The 17,286-nt window shown below is 66.0% G+C and carries 16 protein-coding genes; 4 read left to right on the plus strand and 12 right to left on the minus strand.

The window, feature by feature from the left end:
* The 5 genes from NZN28_RS05550 to NZN28_RS05570 form a co-directional block, all read right to left on the minus strand.
* The coding region (locus tag NZN28_RS05550) for an AAA family ATPase (RefSeq protein ID WP_295395926.1) at window positions 1-503 on the minus strand (503 nt) is incomplete at its 3' end.
* 20 nt (window positions 504-523) lie between these two features.
* Entirely contained in the window at window positions 524-2,359 is a 1,836-nt protein-coding gene (locus tag NZN28_RS05555; RefSeq protein ID WP_295395928.1) for a PQQ-binding-like beta-propeller repeat protein, read from the minus strand.
* Between the two features lie 55 nt (window positions 2,360-2,414).
* Complete coding sequence (gene fmt / locus NZN28_RS05560) at window positions 2,415-3,359, minus strand: methionyl-tRNA formyltransferase (protein ID WP_295395930.1); 945 nt, start codon at window positions 3,357-3,359, stop codon at window positions 2,415-2,417.
* A gap of 63 nt (window positions 3,360-3,422) precedes the next feature.
* Window positions 3,423-4,025, minus strand: coding sequence for a peptide deformylase (gene def / locus NZN28_RS05565; protein WP_295395932.1), 603 nt, complete (start codon window positions 4,023-4,025; stop codon window positions 3,423-3,425).
* 19 nt (window positions 4,026-4,044) lie between these two features.
* Window positions 4,045-4,926 (minus strand): DMT family transporter, encoded by an 882-nt coding sequence (locus NZN28_RS05570; protein ID WP_295395934.1) that lies wholly within the window; start codon window positions 4,924-4,926, stop codon window positions 4,045-4,047.
* 87 nt (window positions 4,927-5,013) lie between these two features.
* Here NZN28_RS05570 and NZN28_RS05575 point away from each other — a divergent pair, with 87 nt between their 5' ends.
* Complete coding sequence (locus NZN28_RS05575) at window positions 5,014-5,232, plus strand: hypothetical protein (RefSeq protein WP_295395935.1); 219 nt, start codon at window positions 5,014-5,016, stop codon at window positions 5,230-5,232.
* A 101-nt stretch (window positions 5,233-5,333) separates the two neighbouring features.
* On the opposite strand, the gene NZN28_RS05580 is transcribed toward NZN28_RS05575, so the two are convergent.
* From NZN28_RS05580 to NZN28_RS05590, 3 genes are all read right to left on the minus strand, one after another.
* Window positions 5,334-6,239 carry a CAP domain-containing protein gene (locus NZN28_RS05580; RefSeq protein ID WP_295395937.1) on the minus strand — a complete coding sequence of 302 codons (906 nt, stop codon included), beginning with the start codon at window positions 6,237-6,239 and terminating at the stop codon, window positions 5,334-5,336.
* A gap of 4 nt (window positions 6,240-6,243) precedes the next feature.
* Window positions 6,244-7,482, minus strand: coding sequence for a pitrilysin family protein (locus NZN28_RS05585; RefSeq protein ID WP_295395939.1), 1,239 nt, complete (start codon window positions 7,480-7,482; stop codon window positions 6,244-6,246).
* A gap of 75 nt (window positions 7,483-7,557) precedes the next feature.
* Window positions 7,558-8,790 carry a pitrilysin family protein gene (locus NZN28_RS05590; protein WP_295395941.1) on the minus strand — a complete coding sequence of 411 codons (1,233 nt, stop codon included), beginning with the start codon at window positions 8,788-8,790 and terminating at the stop codon, window positions 7,558-7,560.
* 158 nt (window positions 8,791-8,948) lie between these two features.
* On the opposite strand from NZN28_RS05590, the gene recG reads away from it, so the two are divergent.
* Window positions 8,949-11,291 carry an ATP-dependent DNA helicase RecG gene (gene recG, locus NZN28_RS05595; RefSeq protein WP_295395993.1) on the plus strand — a complete coding sequence of 781 codons (2,343 nt, stop codon included), beginning with the start codon at window positions 8,949-8,951 and terminating at the stop codon, window positions 11,289-11,291.
* A 244-nt stretch (window positions 11,292-11,535) separates the two neighbouring features.
* Entirely contained in the window at window positions 11,536-11,781 is a 246-nt protein-coding gene (locus NZN28_RS05600; protein ID WP_295395943.1) for a hypothetical protein, read from the plus strand.
* A 201-nt stretch (window positions 11,782-11,982) separates the two neighbouring features.
* Here NZN28_RS05600 and NZN28_RS05605 read toward each other — a convergent pair whose 3' ends face one another.
* A complete protein-coding gene (locus NZN28_RS05605; protein ID WP_295395945.1) occupies window positions 11,983-12,987 on the minus strand; it encodes a serine hydrolase in 1,005 nt (334 codons plus the stop codon).
* A gap of 140 nt (window positions 12,988-13,127) precedes the next feature.
* Here NZN28_RS05605 and NZN28_RS05610 point away from each other — a divergent pair, with 140 nt between their 5' ends.
* A complete protein-coding gene (locus tag NZN28_RS05610; RefSeq protein WP_295395946.1) occupies window positions 13,128-13,691 on the plus strand; it encodes a GNAT family N-acetyltransferase in 564 nt (187 codons plus the stop codon).
* Between the two features lie 21 nt (window positions 13,692-13,712).
* On the opposite strand, the gene NZN28_RS05615 is transcribed toward NZN28_RS05610, so the two are convergent.
* From NZN28_RS05615 to NZN28_RS05625, 3 genes are read right to left on the minus strand one after another with little or no spacing between them, the layout of a single operon-like run.
* Window positions 13,713-14,813, minus strand: a complete 1,101-nt coding sequence (locus NZN28_RS05615; protein ID WP_295395948.1) for a cytochrome P450 — start codon at window positions 14,811-14,813, stop codon at window positions 13,713-13,715.
* Entirely contained in the window at window positions 14,810-16,180 is a 1,371-nt protein-coding gene (locus NZN28_RS05620; protein ID WP_295395950.1) for an NAD(P)/FAD-dependent oxidoreductase, read from the minus strand. The genes NZN28_RS05615 and NZN28_RS05620 overlap by 4 nt, the downstream gene beginning before the upstream one ends.
* Window positions 16,177-17,253: a glycosyltransferase family 2 protein gene (locus NZN28_RS05625; RefSeq protein WP_295395952.1), complete on the minus strand. Its 1,077-nt coding sequence runs from the start codon at window positions 17,251-17,253 to the stop codon at window positions 16,177-16,179. The genes NZN28_RS05620 and NZN28_RS05625 overlap by 4 nt, the downstream gene beginning before the upstream one ends.
* Window positions 17,254-17,286 lie beyond the last annotated feature (33 nt).

Consider the following 17,286-nt stretch of genomic DNA (forward strand, 5'->3'; position numbering starts at 1 on the left):
GTCAGGTACTCGAACACCTCTTTGAACCCCTCTTCTGCCGAAACCGCCCTCAGGTACAGGTCTTGCGGGCTGCTCAATGCGCTGAGTCTGGGTGAAGATTCTTTGAGCAAGCCTCTTTCGACGATAAAAAAATGTTCCTTTGAACCCAAAATCTCCCTCGGCGATACCCGGGCTTCCTCTCGGGCTACCTGATAGTCGTAGCCTCGAACTGCTTCGATATCGAAGGCGTATTTGGCATGCCAACGCTCTAGCTTCAGGTGAAGCTCGATGCGAAAGTTGTTGGGCCGACCGCTCGAGCGCCTGCGCACCTCGTTTATGCCCCCACGCTCGCGTAGGGCGTAGTCGAGGTTGATGCTTAGGGCATCCGAAACAAAGCGCAAAGCATCCAGCAGGTTGCTCTTACCAGAACCATTAGGGCCCACAAAGACCGCGAGGTTTCCAAGCTCTAGAGAAATCTTCCCCAAACTCTTATAGTTACGAACCACAAGCTGGGTAAGGGGCATGGCTCTATCCTATCCGGAACCTAGGCAAACCGGTACAGCTTCCCCGCCAGCGTAGCCACGTACAGCGCCCCCCGGTAGGGCAGGGGGGGCACCTGGATGGGGCCTAAGCCCGTCGCCTCGAAGAGCAGCCGCCCGCTCTGGGTGTCCACCCCCAGCACCCGGCCCTCCTCGGTGCCCAGGTAGAGCACCCCGTGGGCAATGGAGGGGGCCGCGGTGACCTTGCCGACCTCGAGGGCCCACACCTCGTCGCCGGTTTTCTGGTTCAGGGCATAAAGCCGACCCGCCCAGCTGGCCGCGTAGAGGTTTTGCTCGTCGAGCGCGGGCGAACCCCACAGCTCGCCCTCGAGGTCGAAACTCCACTGCACCTCGCGGGTCAGGGGGTCGAAGGCGTGAATTTCACCGGCCCAGGTGGGGATAAAAAGCAGGCCCCCGCGGGCGGGCAGGGCGGTGTGCACGGCCCCGGCCTCCACCTTGTAGCGCAGGTGGCCGCTGTAGGGGTCGAGGGCGTAGAGCCAGCCGCCCTCGCTGGCCACAAACAGAAGCCCCCGGTACAGGGTGGGGGCGGCGGAAAGCTCGCTGCCGGCCTGGAAGCCCCAGCGCAGGGTGCCGCTGGCATCCAGGGCGTACAAAAAGCCATCGCGCCCGGCCAGGTAGACCAGGTCGGCCACCAGGGGCGCGGCGGTAATCTCGGCGCGGGTGGGGAAGCTCAGAATAGGCCGCCCGGAGAGGGTCATTCCGGTCAGGCGGCCATCCCAGGCCGCCACATAGACGCGCTCCCCCGCCACCACCGGCGGGGCCGAGACCTCGTCGCCCAGGCGCTGGCGGTAGACCGAGCCATCGGTCAGGTCGAGGCGGGCAATGCCCTGCCCGGCCCCCACCCAGAGGCTGCCTTCACGGGCCACCAGCTCGCCCGGCCAGGCCACCTGTCCGGCCAGGTCGAAGGTGCCCGAGAGCTCGAGCTTCTCGGGCTGGGCCGGCCCGGTGGGGTAGTGCCCGGTGCGGCTGGCCCCCGCGCGCGGGGTGGCCGAGAGGGTCTCGCGGTAGTTGCGCAGGGTTTCCTCCAGCACCGCGTGGGCTGCTCTGGCATTGGCCGGGCGGTCGGCGGGGGCTTTTTGCAGGAGCGACAGAATCAGGCCCGAAACCTCGGCGGGAATGGCCGGGTTCAAAGCCTCTGGGGGCCGGGGCGGCTCGTAGACGTGCTGGTAGAGCACCGACTGGTCGTTTTCCCCCTCGAACAAGGGCTTGCCGGTAAAGGTGCGGTAGAGCACCGCCCCAAAGCTATACAGGTCGGCCTGGGGGGTCAGGGGCAGGCCCTTGGCCTGCTCGGGGGCCATGTATTCCGGGGTGCCCACGGTAATGCCGGTGCGGGTCAGGTGGCGGCTTTCCTGCATCAGGTAGACCAGGCCAAAGTCCATCACCTTGGGCTGGCCCTCTGGCGTGACCAGGATGTTGCGGGGGGTCAGGTCGCGGTGAATCACGCCCCGTTCGTGCAGGTGCCCCAGGGCTTCCAGCACCCGCGCCGAGGCCGTCAGGAGGCGCAGGCCCTCGAGGCCATCCTCAAAGGGGCCCTGGCGGTCGTAGCTGCCGCCTTCCACCAGCTCCATCACAAAATAGGTACGGCCCTCCTCCTCCCCAAGGTCAAACACCTGCACCACCCCTGGGTGGGAGAGCTTGGACAAAGCCTTCACCTCCCGAAAAAAGCGGTTGCGCTCGCTGGGGTGCAGGTAGGTGTGCAGAATTTTGACGGCCACCGGGCGGTCCATGCGTTCGTCGGTGGCCTGCCAGACCTCGGCCATCCCCCCCTCGCCCAGAGGGGCCACCAGTCTGTAGCGCCCGGCCAGCTTCACCTTGTCCATGCTACTTGAGGGCTATGCAATCGTCGTGGAAGAAAGCATCCGAACCGGGCCGGGGTCAGGCCAGCCGGTCGCCGGTGCGCAGGCGCACGCCCCGTGCCCAGTCTGCGGCGGACATCGGCTTTTTCCCCTCCGGCTGCACTTCCTCCAGCCGCAGGTTCCCCTGGCCTGTAGCCACTTCCAGGTATTCGGCCAGCCGCACCACGGAGCCCGGTGCGAGCACCTGGGGGCTCGCCGAATCCTGGACGCTCATGCGGATCACCTTCACCCGCTTGCCCTGGAACTCGAACCAGCTGCCCGGCCAGGGCTGCACCCCCCGGTGGCGGTTGTAGATTTCCTGCGCGGTGCGCTCCCAGACGATTCTGCCGTCGTCTTTTCGCAGCATGGGGGCATGGGTGCCCTGGGGGGGCTGGAGGGTGGGTTGCAGGTGCTCCAGATGGGCCAGGGCTTCCAAAAGCAGCTCGATGCCTTTGTCGCGCAGGCGCTCGGAAAGTTCCTGGGCTGTCTCGTTGGGCCCAATGGCGGTTGGCCAGCGGGCCACCACCGGGCCGGTGTCCATACCTACGTCGGTTTGCATGATACAGACGGCGGTCTCGGTCTCGCCGTTTATCAGCGTCCACTGCACGGGCGCGGGGCCCCGGTACTTGGGCAGGTCGGAGGGGTGCAGGTTCAAAAAGCCGTATTTGGGCACTGCCAGCAACTCAGCGGGGAGGATTTTGCCATAGGCCGCGGTCACGGCCACCTCGAGGCCCAGGCTTTTGAAAAGCGCCAGGAACTCAAGGTTTTTGCGCAACCGGGCGGGCTTCTCCACCCGCAAGCCCTTGGCCTCGGCCCAGGCAGCCACCGGGCAGGGCGTGATTTGCAAGCCCCGTCCCACCGGTTTATCCGGCTGGGTGACCACCAAAGCCACCTCGTGCTGGCGGTGCAGGGCCTCGAGCACCGGCACGGCCCAGGCGGGCGAGCCAAAAAAGGCCAGTCGTCGGCGTAGGGGTTGAGCGGTCATAACGGGTTGTTCAGAAAGCAACAGACCATCGGCTATAGACTCTCGACCATTGACCACGAGACCCTACCGGGCCTGCCCCAACCGCGCCGCCTCCTCGCGCAAAAACGCCTTGGCCTGCCGCTGGAACTCGGCCAGGTCTTCGCGGTGTTCGTCGAGGAACTTCTGCCGCTCGGCTGGGGGCATGCGCTGGAAGAAGAGGATGCCGTCCAGGTGGTCAATCTCGTGCTGTATCACCACCGCCAGGTAGCCCTCGGCCTCGAGGGTTTTCTGCTGGCCTTTCTCGTCCTGGTACTCGACCCGCACCTGCAAATCGCGCCGGGCCCCTTCGGCATACAGCCCCGGCAGCGAAAGGCATCCTTCGGTGATGGACTGCTGGCCCGAGCGATAGGTGATGACGGGGTTTACCATCACGTAAAGCTCTTTGACCCGGCTTTTGAGGTCGGCTTCGGGGCCTTCTTCCTCCTCATCTTCCAGGTATTCGGCGGCCACAAAAAGCCGCTGGCTAATGCCGACCTGCGGGGCGGCCAGCCCCACCCCCCGGGCCTCAAACATGGTCTCGAGCATGTTCTCGGCCAGCTCGGGTATGCTGCTGAAATCCTGCACGGGCAGGGCTTTTTTCTTCAAAACGGGGTCGCCATACAGGCGGATGGGAAGAACCTGAGCCATCTGGATTATTGTCTATGGTCTAGGGGCGATTGTCTATCGCGACTTTTCCCAGGGTATTCACAATGATCACCCCGGCCAGCGCAATGCCACCCCCCACCAGGGCCAAAAGCCCCGGCACCTCTCCCAGCCAGACATAGGCAATCAGGGTCGCCAGCACCGGCGAAACATACAGAAAACTGGTCACCTGCGAGGCGGGGGCGCGGCTCAGGGCGTAGTTCCAGGTCAGGTAGGAAAGCGCGCCCGGCACCACGCCCAGGTACACCACGCTCCAGGTGGCCGGGGCCGTGGCAGCCCGCATCTCCGAGGCCAGGCCGGGCCAGAACACCAGCAGGGGCAGCGTCCCGGCCCAGATGGTGTAGGCGGTGAAGTGGAGCGGGTTGTATTTTTTCACCAGGTTGCGCTGGAACACAAAGTACACCGAGGTAACGAAAGCCGCCAGCACAATCAGCAAAGCACCGGGCTCGAGCGCAAAGCTACCGGGGTGGTTGCCCAACGCAATCAGGGCCACGCCGGTAAAGGCCACCCCGATGCCCAGCCAGCCCCAGGCCGAGAGCCGCTCGTGCAGAAAAAAATAGGACATCAGGGCCACAAATACCGGCCCCACCGCAATCAAAAGGGCGGCAGGCCCCGCTTTGACCGTCACCTGACCAAAATTGAGGGCGGTGTGATAGGCGGTGATGCCCAGGAACCCCAGGCCCAGGAGGGCCGCCCAGTCCCTGCGTTCGGGCAGGGGCATTCGCACCCACAGCGCGTACACCAGCATCACGCCCGAAGCCACCAGGAAGCGCAGCAGGGTCAGGTGGGCTGGGCTGTAGTCTTGAAGGCCCGCCCGAATGCCTGCAAACGCCGAGGCCCAGGGCAGGATGGTCAGGCCAATTGCCAGCAGCACTCGAGAATCCACCGGGGGATAGTAGCATAAGGCCACATGCCGACACCACCGAGGGCCCATAACACCGAATGTGCAGAACCTGCCCAAAACCAGGGAACCATGAAACCGGTTGCCCATAAGTACTGCTTGGAAGAGGTGCCTTCCGAAAAAGAGCGCTGGCAGGCCCTGCCCCTGGAGGTGCGTCTACAGGCCGTGGTGGATATGGCTCTCTTCTGGGCCCGCTTGCAGGGCAAAGACCCTGGAAAAATTGAGCCCGTGGCCCGCAAAAGGCCACTTATCCGGCCAGGGCCGGACGAAACCGTCGCTAAGGACGTATAAGCTGGCGCCCAAAACACAGTAGGCCCATGACCCCTTATGGGCTCTGCGGGCTTTTGGCGACCCCCAATAGCCAGCGGGCAACGCGCCCACCGGCCAGCGGCCTAGGGCTTAAGAGGAATCCGGTGGCTGTAGTTCACGCTGTTACCCTGGCGAATGCCCAGCCACAGGGCTTCTAGCGTACCGGGGAGGGTCAGCTCGAGGCGCACCGGCCCCGAAATGTTTTGCCAGAAACGCGGCTGGGCTCCCAGCGCCAGGGTGTAGCTACCGGCAGGCAGGCTAAAGGAAATTTGCCGGCCTGGCACCTGGGTTTGCTCGAGGGCGGTCTCCAGGCGCAAGCCGCGCTCGCCGTTGCGGGTGGCCCACCAGGTCTGCCCATCGAACAGGGCATAACTCACCTCGGAGCGGGGGGGCAGCTCGAGGCGGGTGTGGATGGGCGGGTTGAGCCGGGCGTAGAGGTGGTTGCCCACGAAAACGCCCACCGTGCCGGGGGCCGTGCCGGAAAGCACCAGCACTGTGCGCTCGGCCTGGGCGGGGGTCTGCCGAAGTTGGGGGTCGAAGGGCCGCCCGAGGAAGTTCTGCACCACCATCACCCGGCGCCCCTCGCGCAGCAGCCCCACCCCCAGGTGGGTAAACTCGGGCTTGAGCAAGTTGGCCCGGTGTCCGGGGCTGTTCATCCAGCCCACCAGGGCCCGCCGGGGAATCTCGGCATCCGGGTAGCCATCGAAACTGGCCAGGTTCTCCCCCACCATCACCTCGAGTACCCCAATCGCCCGGAGCCGGTCGGCAGCGCCCTGGCCGTCGGGGTTCTGGTGGGCAAAAAAGTTGCGCCGGAGCATATCCTGGGCGTGGGCCAGGGCCGCTTTATGGGCCAGCGCATCCCACTGCAAGGGCCGCAAACCATGCTCGGTTCGCGCCTGATTGGTGCGCTGCAACACCTCCAGCTCCAGCGCGCCCTGGGCCAGGGCCACCCCGCTCAGCCCAATCCACAAAAGCCAAAAAAGTGCCATCTGCCTACGCCGGAACCAGGCTGTAGTAGAAGGCGCGGCTGAAGGGCTTTTCCTCCAGCAGGGCGTTCACATCAGCGGTGGTGACCGCCTCCACTTTGCGGGCAATCTCGCTCAATGGCTCGTAGGTCTGGTTGTAGATGTAGCCCAGCCCCATGCTCATCAGGCGTTGCATGGGGGTCTCGCCCGCAAACACCAGGGCGGTGGCCAGTTTGTTCTTGGCCCGCTCGAGCTCCTCCGGGCGCACCCCCTCGCGCTCGAGGCGGCCCAGCTCCTCGCGTATCACGCCCTTGACCGCTTCCTCGTTGACCGGGTGGGTCTGGGCATAGATGTAAAACAGCCCGGCCCGGTCGGCCTCGTCCACCCCCGCCCCCACCGACTCCACCAGCCCCCGGTCGGTCAGGGCCCAGTGAAGGCGGCTGTTGCCCTCTTCCCCCAGGATGTTGGCCAGGATGCTGGCGGCGTAGCGACGCGGGTCCTGGGCCGAAACCCCTGGGGCCAGCACGGCCAGATAGGTCTGGGTGGCCTTGGGGTAAGGCTCGCGCAACTCCCCCACTCGGGCCTTGACCTCGGGGTAGGCCCGGGGGGCCTCACCCTTAGGCCAACCAGCGGTGAGCTGGGCCACCTGCTCCAAGGTGCGCTCCCAGTCCACCCGGCCCGCCAGGGTCAGCACCAGGTTGCCCGGAACATACCGCCGCGCCAGGTAATCGGCCATCTGCGCACGGGTCAGGGCAGTTATGGAGCGGGTGGTGCCCAGCACGCTGTGGCCCAGCGGGTGGCCCGCAAAGTACTGCGCGCGGCCCCAGTCGAAGAGCATCACGTTGGGCCGATCCTCGTAGAGGGCAATTTCCTCCAGGATGACCTGCTTTTCGGTGTCGAAATCTTCCTGGCGCAAGGCCGGGCGCATCAGGTCGGTCCAGAGCTCCAGGAGCCGGGGGGCGAACTCCGGCAGCACCGCCCCGTAGTAAACGGTGTTTTCTTCCGAGGTGTAGGCGTTGTACTGCGCCCCCATCTGGTCGAACTCGAGGTTCACCCCCAGGGCGTCGCGCGTGGCGGAACCCTTGAACAGCATGTGCTCCAGAAAGTGCGACACCCCGGCCACTTCGGGGCTTTCGTCGCGGCTTCCGGTCTTGCAAAAGTAGCCCAGGGCCACGCTCCGGGCCTCGGGGTTGACCTCCGCAATCACGGTCAGGCCATTCCCCAGGGTGGCTTGCTTGAACTCAACAGCAGACTTGGTTTGGGTCATACGCACTCCAGATGAGTTGGTCAGGATGGCCGCAGGTGGCAGGAAGCGCTCGCTTTTGGCCTTCGGCCCCAGGCTTTATTCCGCCCCAACTAGCTTCCTGGGCCCCAGCGTGGCAACCCAGGGGTTGCGGTAGGGGTTGGCGGCCAGGTAGCGGTTGATGCGCGGCCCGTCCACAGCGGCAATCTGGGCCTCGATCTCCTCCAGAGTACGCACCCGGCCCAGCAGGTAAAGGTCGCGGGCGATGCTGGCGGCCCTCGAGCGCGAGGATTCATCCTGCATGACCAAGGCAGCCCGCAGGCCCACCTTGGTGCGCTCCAGCTCTTCCTCGGTCACACCCTCCGAGAGCCGGGCAATTTCAGCTTGCAGCACCTCCAGCGTCTCGTCGGCCCGCTCGGGGGTGGTACCGGCGTAGGCGGTCAGGTAGCTATAGCCCTTAACCCCGTTGGGCGCCGCATACACCGAGTAGACCAGGCCCCGCTTCTCCCGCACCTCGGTAAACAGGCGGCTGCTGCTGCCCCCGGAGAGCACCTGAGCGGCCAGGCGGGCGCTGTAAAACTCGGGGTGGTCGAAGGAGATGTCGGGGTAGATGAGGCCAATCTGCACCTGGGCGCTGTCTTGCTCGAGGTGGATGGCCTGCGCGGGCCGCAGCTCCACCGCCGGATACCCGGCCCCCTCTCCCTTCCACTCCCCCAGCGCACTCCAGACGGCCTCCCGCACCGATTCAAAGCGCACCCCCCCCACCAGGGCCAGAATCGCCCCCCGCGGGGCATACCGCCGGGCGAAATCGGCCTGCAGGGCCTCGGCAGAGAGGCTTTCTAAGTGGGCTTTCTGCCCGCTGGGGTTGCGCCCGTGGGGGCTGGCAAACACCGTCCGGCGAAGGGCTGTGAACATTTTCTTGGGCGGCTGGTCTTCCAGCGAGGCCAGCTCCTGCAGGGCAATCTGGCGCACCGCCTCCAGGGCCTCGGCCCTCAGGTGGGGCCGCATCAGCACATCGGCGTACAGCGAGAGCACCGCGGGCAGCTTGTCGGCCAGAAACTGGGCGGCGAAGGTGGTGTGCTCGAGGGCGCTGCTGCTCCCCCGGCGCACCCCCAGGTCGTCGAAGGCATCGGCCAGGGCGCGAGCATCCCGGCTGCCGGCCCCTTTCCAGAGCCAGCCCTCCAGCAAACTGGCTGCCCCCTCCATCCCCTCGGGGTCGTTCACGGCCCCCACCGGCACCAGCAGTTGCATGGCCACGCCAGGGTTCCAGGGGCGTTCCTCCACGGCCAGGGTCAGGCCGTTGGGCAGAGTTTCAACTTGTGCTACCGCCATACCCCCCAAGTATACGAAGCCACCCCACCCAGACCATGACATTTCAGACATTGCACCGAAGCAAAGCGTTACGTTCGCTTTCCTCCGGCCCGACCCGCTCCCCATCCAGGCGGCAAAGCTGCCTGGGTACAATGTAGCTGGATTTGGACGAGGAAGCCGTGACCCGCGACGAACTCAAAGCCCGCCTGCTGCGCCCCCTGGAGCGCGAACTTGCCGACGGAGCCCACGACCGGGTGGTGGCCGGAGGCCTGGAAAAACTGCTGGAAAACCTGGGCCAGCCCTTCCCCGAGGTGGGACGGGTGCTGGCGGGCTACCGCCAGATGGAGGTGGAGGTTCGCAAGGCGCGGCTTGAAGAGGCCATCCAACTCCTGGGCGGAAAAAGCCTGGCCCAGGGGCCAGGGGATAAGGGCCAAAGCCCTCAGAACCCGGCCCCTTCCCCCTCCCCTCTGCATCTCGACACCCCCCTCGAGGCTTTGAACCTGGGGCCCGGTAGCAAGAAAAAGCTGGCCGAGCTGGGCCTCCGGGCGGTGCGCGACCTGCTGCACCACTACCCCCGCCGCTACGAAGACCGCCGCACCCTGCAGGGCGTGCGCGAAGTGGAGGACGGGGCCAAGGCCACCCTGGTCGGCAAGGTGCTGAGCCGGGAGCTGGTCAAGACCCCCAGGAAGGGGCTGCAACTGGTGCAGGTACGCTTTATGGACGCCTGGGGCTGGAAGTTCACCGGCGTCTGGTTCAACCAGCCCTGGGTGCTCAAGCAAATGCCCGAGGGGGCCAGCCTGGTGCTCTCGGGGCGGGTGCAGAAGCGGGGGGGGCTGGTCTCGCTTCTGGTGGAATACTTCGAGGACGAAGGGGGTGAGTCGCTTTCCACCGGGCGCATCGTGCCGGTCTATCCGGCCAAGGAGGGCATCGGGCAGGCCTTCTTGCGCCGGGCTGTCTGGCGGGCCTTGGAGGCTTTGGGGGAGATGCCCGACCCCCTACAGCCCTACCGAAACCAAGTCGCGCCGGCCAGGCTCCCCCTGGGCGAGGCCCTGCGCCAGGCCCACTTCCCCGATTCGGAGGCCAGGCTCGAGCAGGCCCTCGAGCGGCTCAAGTTCGACGAGTTCTTGCTCCTGGAGCTCAAGGTGATGATTCAGTCGGGCGGCTCGGCCCTTTTGGGGCGGATGTTCCGGGTTACGCCCGAGATGGTCGAGCGTTTCCGCACCGCGCTTCCTTTTACCCTTACCGGGGCCCAGGAGCGGGTGCTGGGCGAGATACTGGCCGACATGCAGTCCGAGCGGCAGATGGCCCGGCTGGTGCAGGGGGACGTGGGCTCGGGCAAGACCGCGGTGGCCGCCGCCGCCCTCTACATAGCCGCCCAGAACGGCGCCCAGGGGGCCCTGATGGCCCCCACCGAGATTCTGGCCAAGCAGCACTTCGACAACCTGACCCGCTACCTCTACCCCTTAGGGGTTTCGCTGGATTTGCTGGTGGGCTCCATGAGCGCGAGCGAAAAGCGGGCCGTCCAGGAGCGGCTCAAAAGCGGCCAGACCCAGGTGGTGGTGGGCACCCATGCCCTCATCCAGGACGGGGTGGCGTTTCACGACCTGGGCTTGGCGGTGATAGACGAAGAACACCGCTTTGGGGTACTCCAGCGCCGGCGGCTTTTGGGCCAGCGGCCCGATGTGCTGGTGATGTCGGCCACCCCCATTCCACGCTCGCTGGCCCTCACCCTGTACGGCGACCTCGAGGTCTCCCAGATTGACGAGCTGCCCCCAGGTCGCACCCCCGTGCAAACCAAAATCCTCACCCAGAAAACCCGCACCCAGGCCTATGCCTTTGCCCGGCAGGAAATCCAGAAAGGCCACCAGGTCTTCGTGGTTACCCCCATGATTGAAGAGGGCGAGTCGGAGGCCACCGCCGAGCTGGCCGCGGCCACCCGGCTGCGCGAGGAGTTGGAGCGGCTTCTGCCCGATGTGCGCATTGACCTGCTCCACGGCAGGATGAAGCCCGACGAAAAAGACGCCGTGATGGAGCGCTTCAAGCAGCGGGCCTTCGACCTATTGGTCTCGACCACGGTGATCGAGGTGGGGGTGGACATCCCCCAGGCCACCCTGATGATCATCGAAAACGCCGAGCGCTTCGGGCTGGCCCAGCTCCATCAGTTGCGCGGGCGGGTGGGGCGGGGGGGGCTGGAGTCTTACTGCATCCTAATTGCCGGCGAGACCTCCAAGCGCACCCTGCAACGCCTGCGGGTGATTGAGGCCTCCACCGACGGCTTTTACATCGCCGAGCAGGACCTCAAGCTGCGCGGCCCTGGCGAACTGCGAGGGCTGCGGCAGTCGGGGATGCCTGACCTGCGGCTAGGCGACCTGGCCTCCGACCAGCAGATTATCGAAGAGAGCCGGGCCCTGGCCAAGGCCATCCTGGAAGCCGACCCTTACCTGAACCACCCCGAACATGCTCTCCTGAAGCGCGAACTTCAGGCCAGGGCCGAGGCCATTGGCTTCCGTGAGGTCATTTGACACGCGTTTGCCCACAATGCGGCCCGACAGGGGCAGCTCGAGGTTTCCACAAAACCCAAAACCTTGCCCAGGCGCTTCTCCTTGGCCAACTCCAGGTCACTCCCGCCTCCCCCAGCCAGACCCCACCGCAACTGCGGGGGAGTAGGTGGTAGGGGGTCGGTCTCAAGTACATCCGTTCGCAAGGTGTTCAAGCGAGGTTCGTATGAACCCGTCGTCCAACCAAACTGCGGTAGCATAGGGCCATATGACCTGGGTGTGGGGGGTGGCGCTATTGGGGCTTCTGTTGTTGGGGGTCGGGGTTTACTGCTGGGGCCGATGGGGCCAGGCCAGCCCCCGTCCGTCCTCGGATACCCGCAATTCCCAACCGCACAACCCATCGGTGTTTGTGGACATGGACGACAAACCGCCCATGGAAATTGACTTCGAGGCGGGCATTCGGGCCAATCAACGGGCGCTCTCGAAGAATCCGAACAAAGACGATGCCCCTTGAGGCTTTGTCATCGCCTTACTGACCCCACGCTGACCAATGGGGTTCATGCTTTAGAGCGTGGAGGGTTTGCTGGCCTTGCTTTTGCTGCTGGTGGTGGCTCTGCCGGTGCTGGCGCTGGTCTGGAGGGGGATTCTGGAAAACTGCCCGGCGGATGAGGTGCTGGACTGAACTGCTCCTGGCCGGACAATCCCCCAGGCCAAGTTAGCCTTTCCACGCGGCAGCAATGGCGTTCCCAACCGCCCGCCGCAACTCCAGAATGCCGGTCTCCCGGTGACGGCTGGGGTGTACCCGGTGGGTCAGCAGAGCCCAGGCGTAACCTCGCTCAAAATCCATCCAGACACCGGTTCCGGTAAAGCCGGTGTGGCCCAGGGTCGCCCGGCTGCACAGGCTCCCGCCGCTGAAGGCAGGCTGGGGGATGAGCCAGCCCAGGGCCCGCTCGGCGTGCTGCGGTCGGCGCATCTCGGCCAGGGCGGCTGGAGAAAGCACCTCGCCTTTCATCAACCGGTGCACGTAGGCCAGCACCCCCTTCAGGCTGCCAAAAAGCCCCGCGTGGCCCGTAGCGCCCCCCAGGGCAAAGCAGTTTTCGTCGTGGACTTCGCCCTGCATGGTGCGCCCGCGCCAGGGGTCTTGCTCGGTGGCGGCGCAGTCCTCGGGGCGGGTGGGGTTGAAGCAAAAACCTTCCGGAAGGGAAAAACTTGCCAGATTCTGGCCCCGGACACGCTCGAGCACCAACCCCAGCAGGATGTACCCGATGTCCGAGTAGAGGTGCGTACCCACCGGCCCCACTTCCCAGCGGTGCTGCAAGACCCGCTGCTTGAGGGTGTGGCTTTCACCCCCCCAGGTGTAGATGGCCTCCCAGGCCGGCAGGCCCGAGACGTGGGTGAGCAGCTCGCGCAGGGTACGGCGCGGCAACTCACTGCCTTGCATCCAGGCCAGCTCGGGCAAAAAGCGCGAGAGCGGGTCGTCCAGGTCGGCCAGACCTTCCTCGACCAGGTAAAGAATCTGGGGCACGGTAAAAAGCACCTTGGTCAGGCTGGCCAGGTCAAAAAGCGTCTCGGGCTCGACCACACCTGGTTTTTGCAGATTCTTCACGCCCGCACAAAACATTTCCGTGAACCCGTCCAGGCGCACCACCCCCAGGGCAGCTCCGGGAATCCGGCCTGTTTCCACGGCCCCTCTGACAAGTTGTGTGGCCTGCTCGAGCATCGCCTTCAGTCTATCTCTTCCCAGAAACCCGCCACCGGGCTTTTCCGGGGCCCACTTTTGAGGAAGGGCATCGAGGAACAACGCCAGCACCGGGCCGCCCCCAAACCCAAGGGCAAGGACCCTTGCCGTATGCTAAAGGTGTGACGCTCAGCAACACCTGGCCCCGCCACGGGAAGGTTACCCTCAAACCCTTCACCGAAGCCCTCACCGAGACCGAGTGGCGGCGGTTTTACGACTGCTTCCGCGACCCCGAGATTGCCGAGTGGAACGGCAGTCGCCCGCTCAAAATGCCCCTGTGGCTCTTCAAGCGGGTGGTGATGGGTGAGGTCAGCCGGGGCGACCGAATGGGGTTTGGGATTCTGGACGAAAAAGGCGAGTGGCTGGGCACGGTGGAGCTCTACGAAATGACCCGCAGCGAGGCCACGCTGGGCATCCTGATTGGGGCCAAAAACCGCTGGGGGCAGGGCTATGGCACCGACGCGGTCAAGGCGGTGCTGGAATATGCCTTCTGCACCCTGCGGCTGCAAAAGGTCAAGCTGCGCACCTACAGGCACAACCTTCGCGCCCAACGGGCCTTCGAAAAAGCGGGTTTTCGGCATGTGCCCACCCCTCCGGCCCCCACCCCCCGCTTCAACTTTGGCCTGGCCCCCAGGGCCGAGTTTGTGCCGATGGAAATTACCAAGGAAGACTGGGAGTGCTTTTGAGCCGTCCGGTCGGATGCCAACCTACGCCGAGGAGCGCAGCCAGAGCTCTCCTGCCGGCGCCAGGGTCAGGCCGGGTTTTGGCGCCGGGTCGCCCCGGAGCGGCTCGAGGTGCCTGAAGAGCGACAAAGCTATGCCCAGCACCATCTGGGCGAAGTGCATCCCCAAGCAGATGCGCTCCCCCCCGCCAAAAGGCAGGTAGCCCCAGGCCGGGATGCGCCCCTGGAAGCGTGAGGGGTCGAAGGTCAGGGGTCGCGCCCACAGGTCGGGGTGACGGTGGGTCAGGTAGGGGCTGTACAGGGCCAGGGCCCCCTGGGGGATGAAGTGGCCCTCGAGCATAAGCCCCCTCGCCACCCTTCGGCTCCCAATAAACCCCGGCGGGTAGAGGCGCAGGGTTTCCTTGATGAGGAACGGGTGGCCTGCCGGGTGGTGCCAGGCCGGGTAGCAGGCCGCGTGCCACAGCGCCCAGGCCAGGGTGTGGGCGGTGGTGTCGTAGCCCGCCGCCAGCCCAATCAGCACCTCTTCGGCGGGCAGATGGGCGGCCAGACCCAAGCCAGCGGCCTGAAGTTCGGCAATGCGCCGCCGAACCCGCGCAAACAGGAGCGGGCGCGGCAGCAGGGGGGCCGGAAAGGGCTGCTTGAGGGGGGCCAGGAAGTGGGCCAGCTCAGCCCTGGGAAACCGCCCTTCAAAGTAGGCCAGGTTCAGGCTCCGCTGGGCTACCTGGGAGGCCCAGGCGTTGGCCTCAAAATCGCCTGAGGGCCTGATTTCCTCCAAAGCCGCGCGGATGCGCCCCTCCAGGCCCGCCAGGGCCTTGGCGTGGAAGTGGGGGTTCAGTTCCTGGCGCTGGGGCCGGTGCGCCGGGGCGTCGGTGGTGATGATGCCGCCGTTCAGGTAGGGCGTCAGGCTGGAGAAACTGCCTCTGGAGCGAAAGGTTTGCAGGTCGGAAAGCAGCCTTTTGTTCCATTCGGGGCTGTAGCCCACCACAGCCCTGCGGCCCAGGCCCAGGCCAAACACCGGCCCCAAAGCCGCGCCTTCTTCCAGTAGGGCCAACGGCTCGGCAGCCCATCGGGGCAGGTGGGCGAAACTGCCCCAGGGGTAGCCTTTAGGCTGGGGCAAAGCTCTCACAAAGGCCCTCCCTTAAGGCGCGAGCGCCTCTCCAAAAGCCAGCCCGCCCCGTTCCACCCCGAGAGCAAAGCGAGCGGCACCCCCCCGCCCGGGTGTACGGTGCCGCCCACCTGGGCCAGGTTCCGTAGACCCGCCACCGCCCAGCCAGGGCGCAGGGCCCCCAGCAGCCCGTGGGGGGCCCGCCCGTACAGCGCGCCCCGGTAGGCCGTGCGGCTGTAATCCAGCGGGCTCAGGGCCCGCCAGGTGGCGATGGGCAGGGGGTGTCGCACTGCAAGTTGGCCCAGCAGGTGCTGGGCGTAAGCCTGGCTTTCGGTGGGGCCTGGCGTCCGACCCCCCTCCAGGGGCAAACTCGGCGCGTTGACCAGCAAAAAGGCGGCCTCGCCGTCGGTATGCAGGTACAGGGTGGGGTCTTGGGGCCAGCGCCCTGCGGCAATTTGGTTCCACTCGGCCCGGTAGTCCGCCGAAAAGTACAGGTGATGCCCCAGCGGCACGGCCTCGGAAAGCCTTATCAGCACGGCAAACCCCGACACCCCCAGGGCGTAGGCAGGCTGCGGCAGACCCAGCCAGTCCAGGGTAAAGTGCCGGTCGGCTGCCGATACGTAGAGGTCGGCGCTGTGCCAGCCGGCCTCGGTCTCCAAAGCCCCCACCCGCCCCGGCAGGCGTTGCAGGCGGCGCACCTTCTGTCCGAACACAAACCCCACCCCCTGCCCTCTCGCCAGCTCGTACAGGCGCAGGGCCAGCGCCCGCATCCCCCCCGGCAGGTGAAACACGCCCAGCCCCAGCTCCACCCAGGCAATGTTGTGCAGCACCGCCGGGGCCCAGTAGGGGTTGGCGCCTAAGTAGGTGGCAAAGCGCAGGAAAAAGGGCGTCAGGTAGGGGCCCGAGGCCACCAGGGCCGAGAGGGGTTGCAGCGGGTGGGCTTTTAACCCTTCGCGCAGGCCGTACTGAAGGAGCCGGGCCGAAGTGGGCGGCGGGCCGAAGATGAAGGTATCGCGGGCCCCTTCGTACAGCGTCCTGGCCTCGAGCAGCAAACGCCGGTAGTCGCGGGCCTCCTGGGCCGAAAGCTGGGCTAAGGTGGCCTCTAACTCGAGCTCGGGGGCAAAGACCCGCCCATCCGGCCAGACGTAGCGGGTGAGGGGGGAAACCGGCTTTAGCCCAGGTAAATCCTGCCCGAAGGCGCCCAGAATCTGGCGGGGAATTTCGGGCAGGGTGAGCACCGTGGGGCCGGTGGGCACCCCTTCCCAGCCGATGGCCTTGCCCCCGGGCTGGTCGAGTTGCTCGATGACCGTGACCTCGAGCCCCGCCTTGCACAACCGCAGGGCCGCCGCCAGCCCGGCAAAGCCCGCCCCTATCACAATGGCCTTCATCGGCTATATTCTCGCCCTTTCCAGGTGTAGGTTCTTTGCCCAGAGCGCAAATAGATGGGCGTGCTGAAGAGCGGGGCCAGCGGCACCAGCAACACCTCCCAAGCCTCACGCCCGGTCTTGAGGGAGAGCAAAAACCGCTCCAGTAGCCCGAGCCCGCCCACCCAGAGCCAGGCCGGCTCGAGCAGGGCCAGAGGCCAGCAGAGGGTATAGGCCGTCAGGTGGCCCAGGTAGGAAAGCGCCAGGATCATCCGGCTTTTCCCGTGGAACTCAATCAGGTTCTTGCCCAGCCCCTCGGCCATCTCCTGGAAGCTCCGATACATCCGCACCGCCACCAGGCCGCCCCCCAGGGCCAGGGCCAGGCGTTCGCCCGCAGCTTTGGTCTTCTGGGCCAGGCGCACGTCCTCGAGCACCTCCCCCCGCACCGCAGCATGCCCCCCCGAGGCCAGGTAGGTCTGACGGGTAAAGGCCATCACCTGCCCGTTGGCCGCCGCCGCCGAGGGAAAGGGTGTGGCCACCAGCGGATAGGGCAGGTAGCACAGGAGCACATCATCAATCAAGGGCAGCAGCACCCGCTCGGCCAGGCTGAGGGTCATCTGGTGCGGATACACCGAGACCAGCCCGGCTTGCTCCCGCTCCATCCGGGCCAGCACCGCCCGCACCCCGTGCTTCTGCCAGTACACGTCGGCGTCGGTAAAGAGGAGCACCTCGCCCTGGGCGGCCTGGGCCAGCTGGTGGCAGGCCCAGGTCTTGCCCATCCAGCCCTCGGGCTTGGGCAGCCCCGGCAGGAGCCGCACCCGCGCATCCTGGCGGCTGAAGGCCTCGACCACCTCCGCTGTGCCGTCGGTGGAGTGGTCGTCCAGCACCAGAATCTCCTGCACCCCTTGTATAAGCATCCCCGGCAGGGTCTCGCGCAGGTTGTGGGCCTCGTTGCGGGCGGGCACCAAGAGCGAGACCGTGGGGCGCTTCCCCTGCAACTGTTCCCGCCGCAACACCGGAAAAAGCCCCAGGTTGAGGAGCAAAATGCCCAGTTTCAGGCCCAACCAGGCCAGCGTCGCATACAAAAGAAAGAGCATAGGGTCAAGCGCCAGTCATCCACCGGCCTTCCG

The sequence above is a fragment of the Meiothermus sp. genome, assembly GCF_025056915.1.
GTDB lineage: Bacteria > Deinococcota > Deinococci > Deinococcales > Thermaceae > Meiothermus.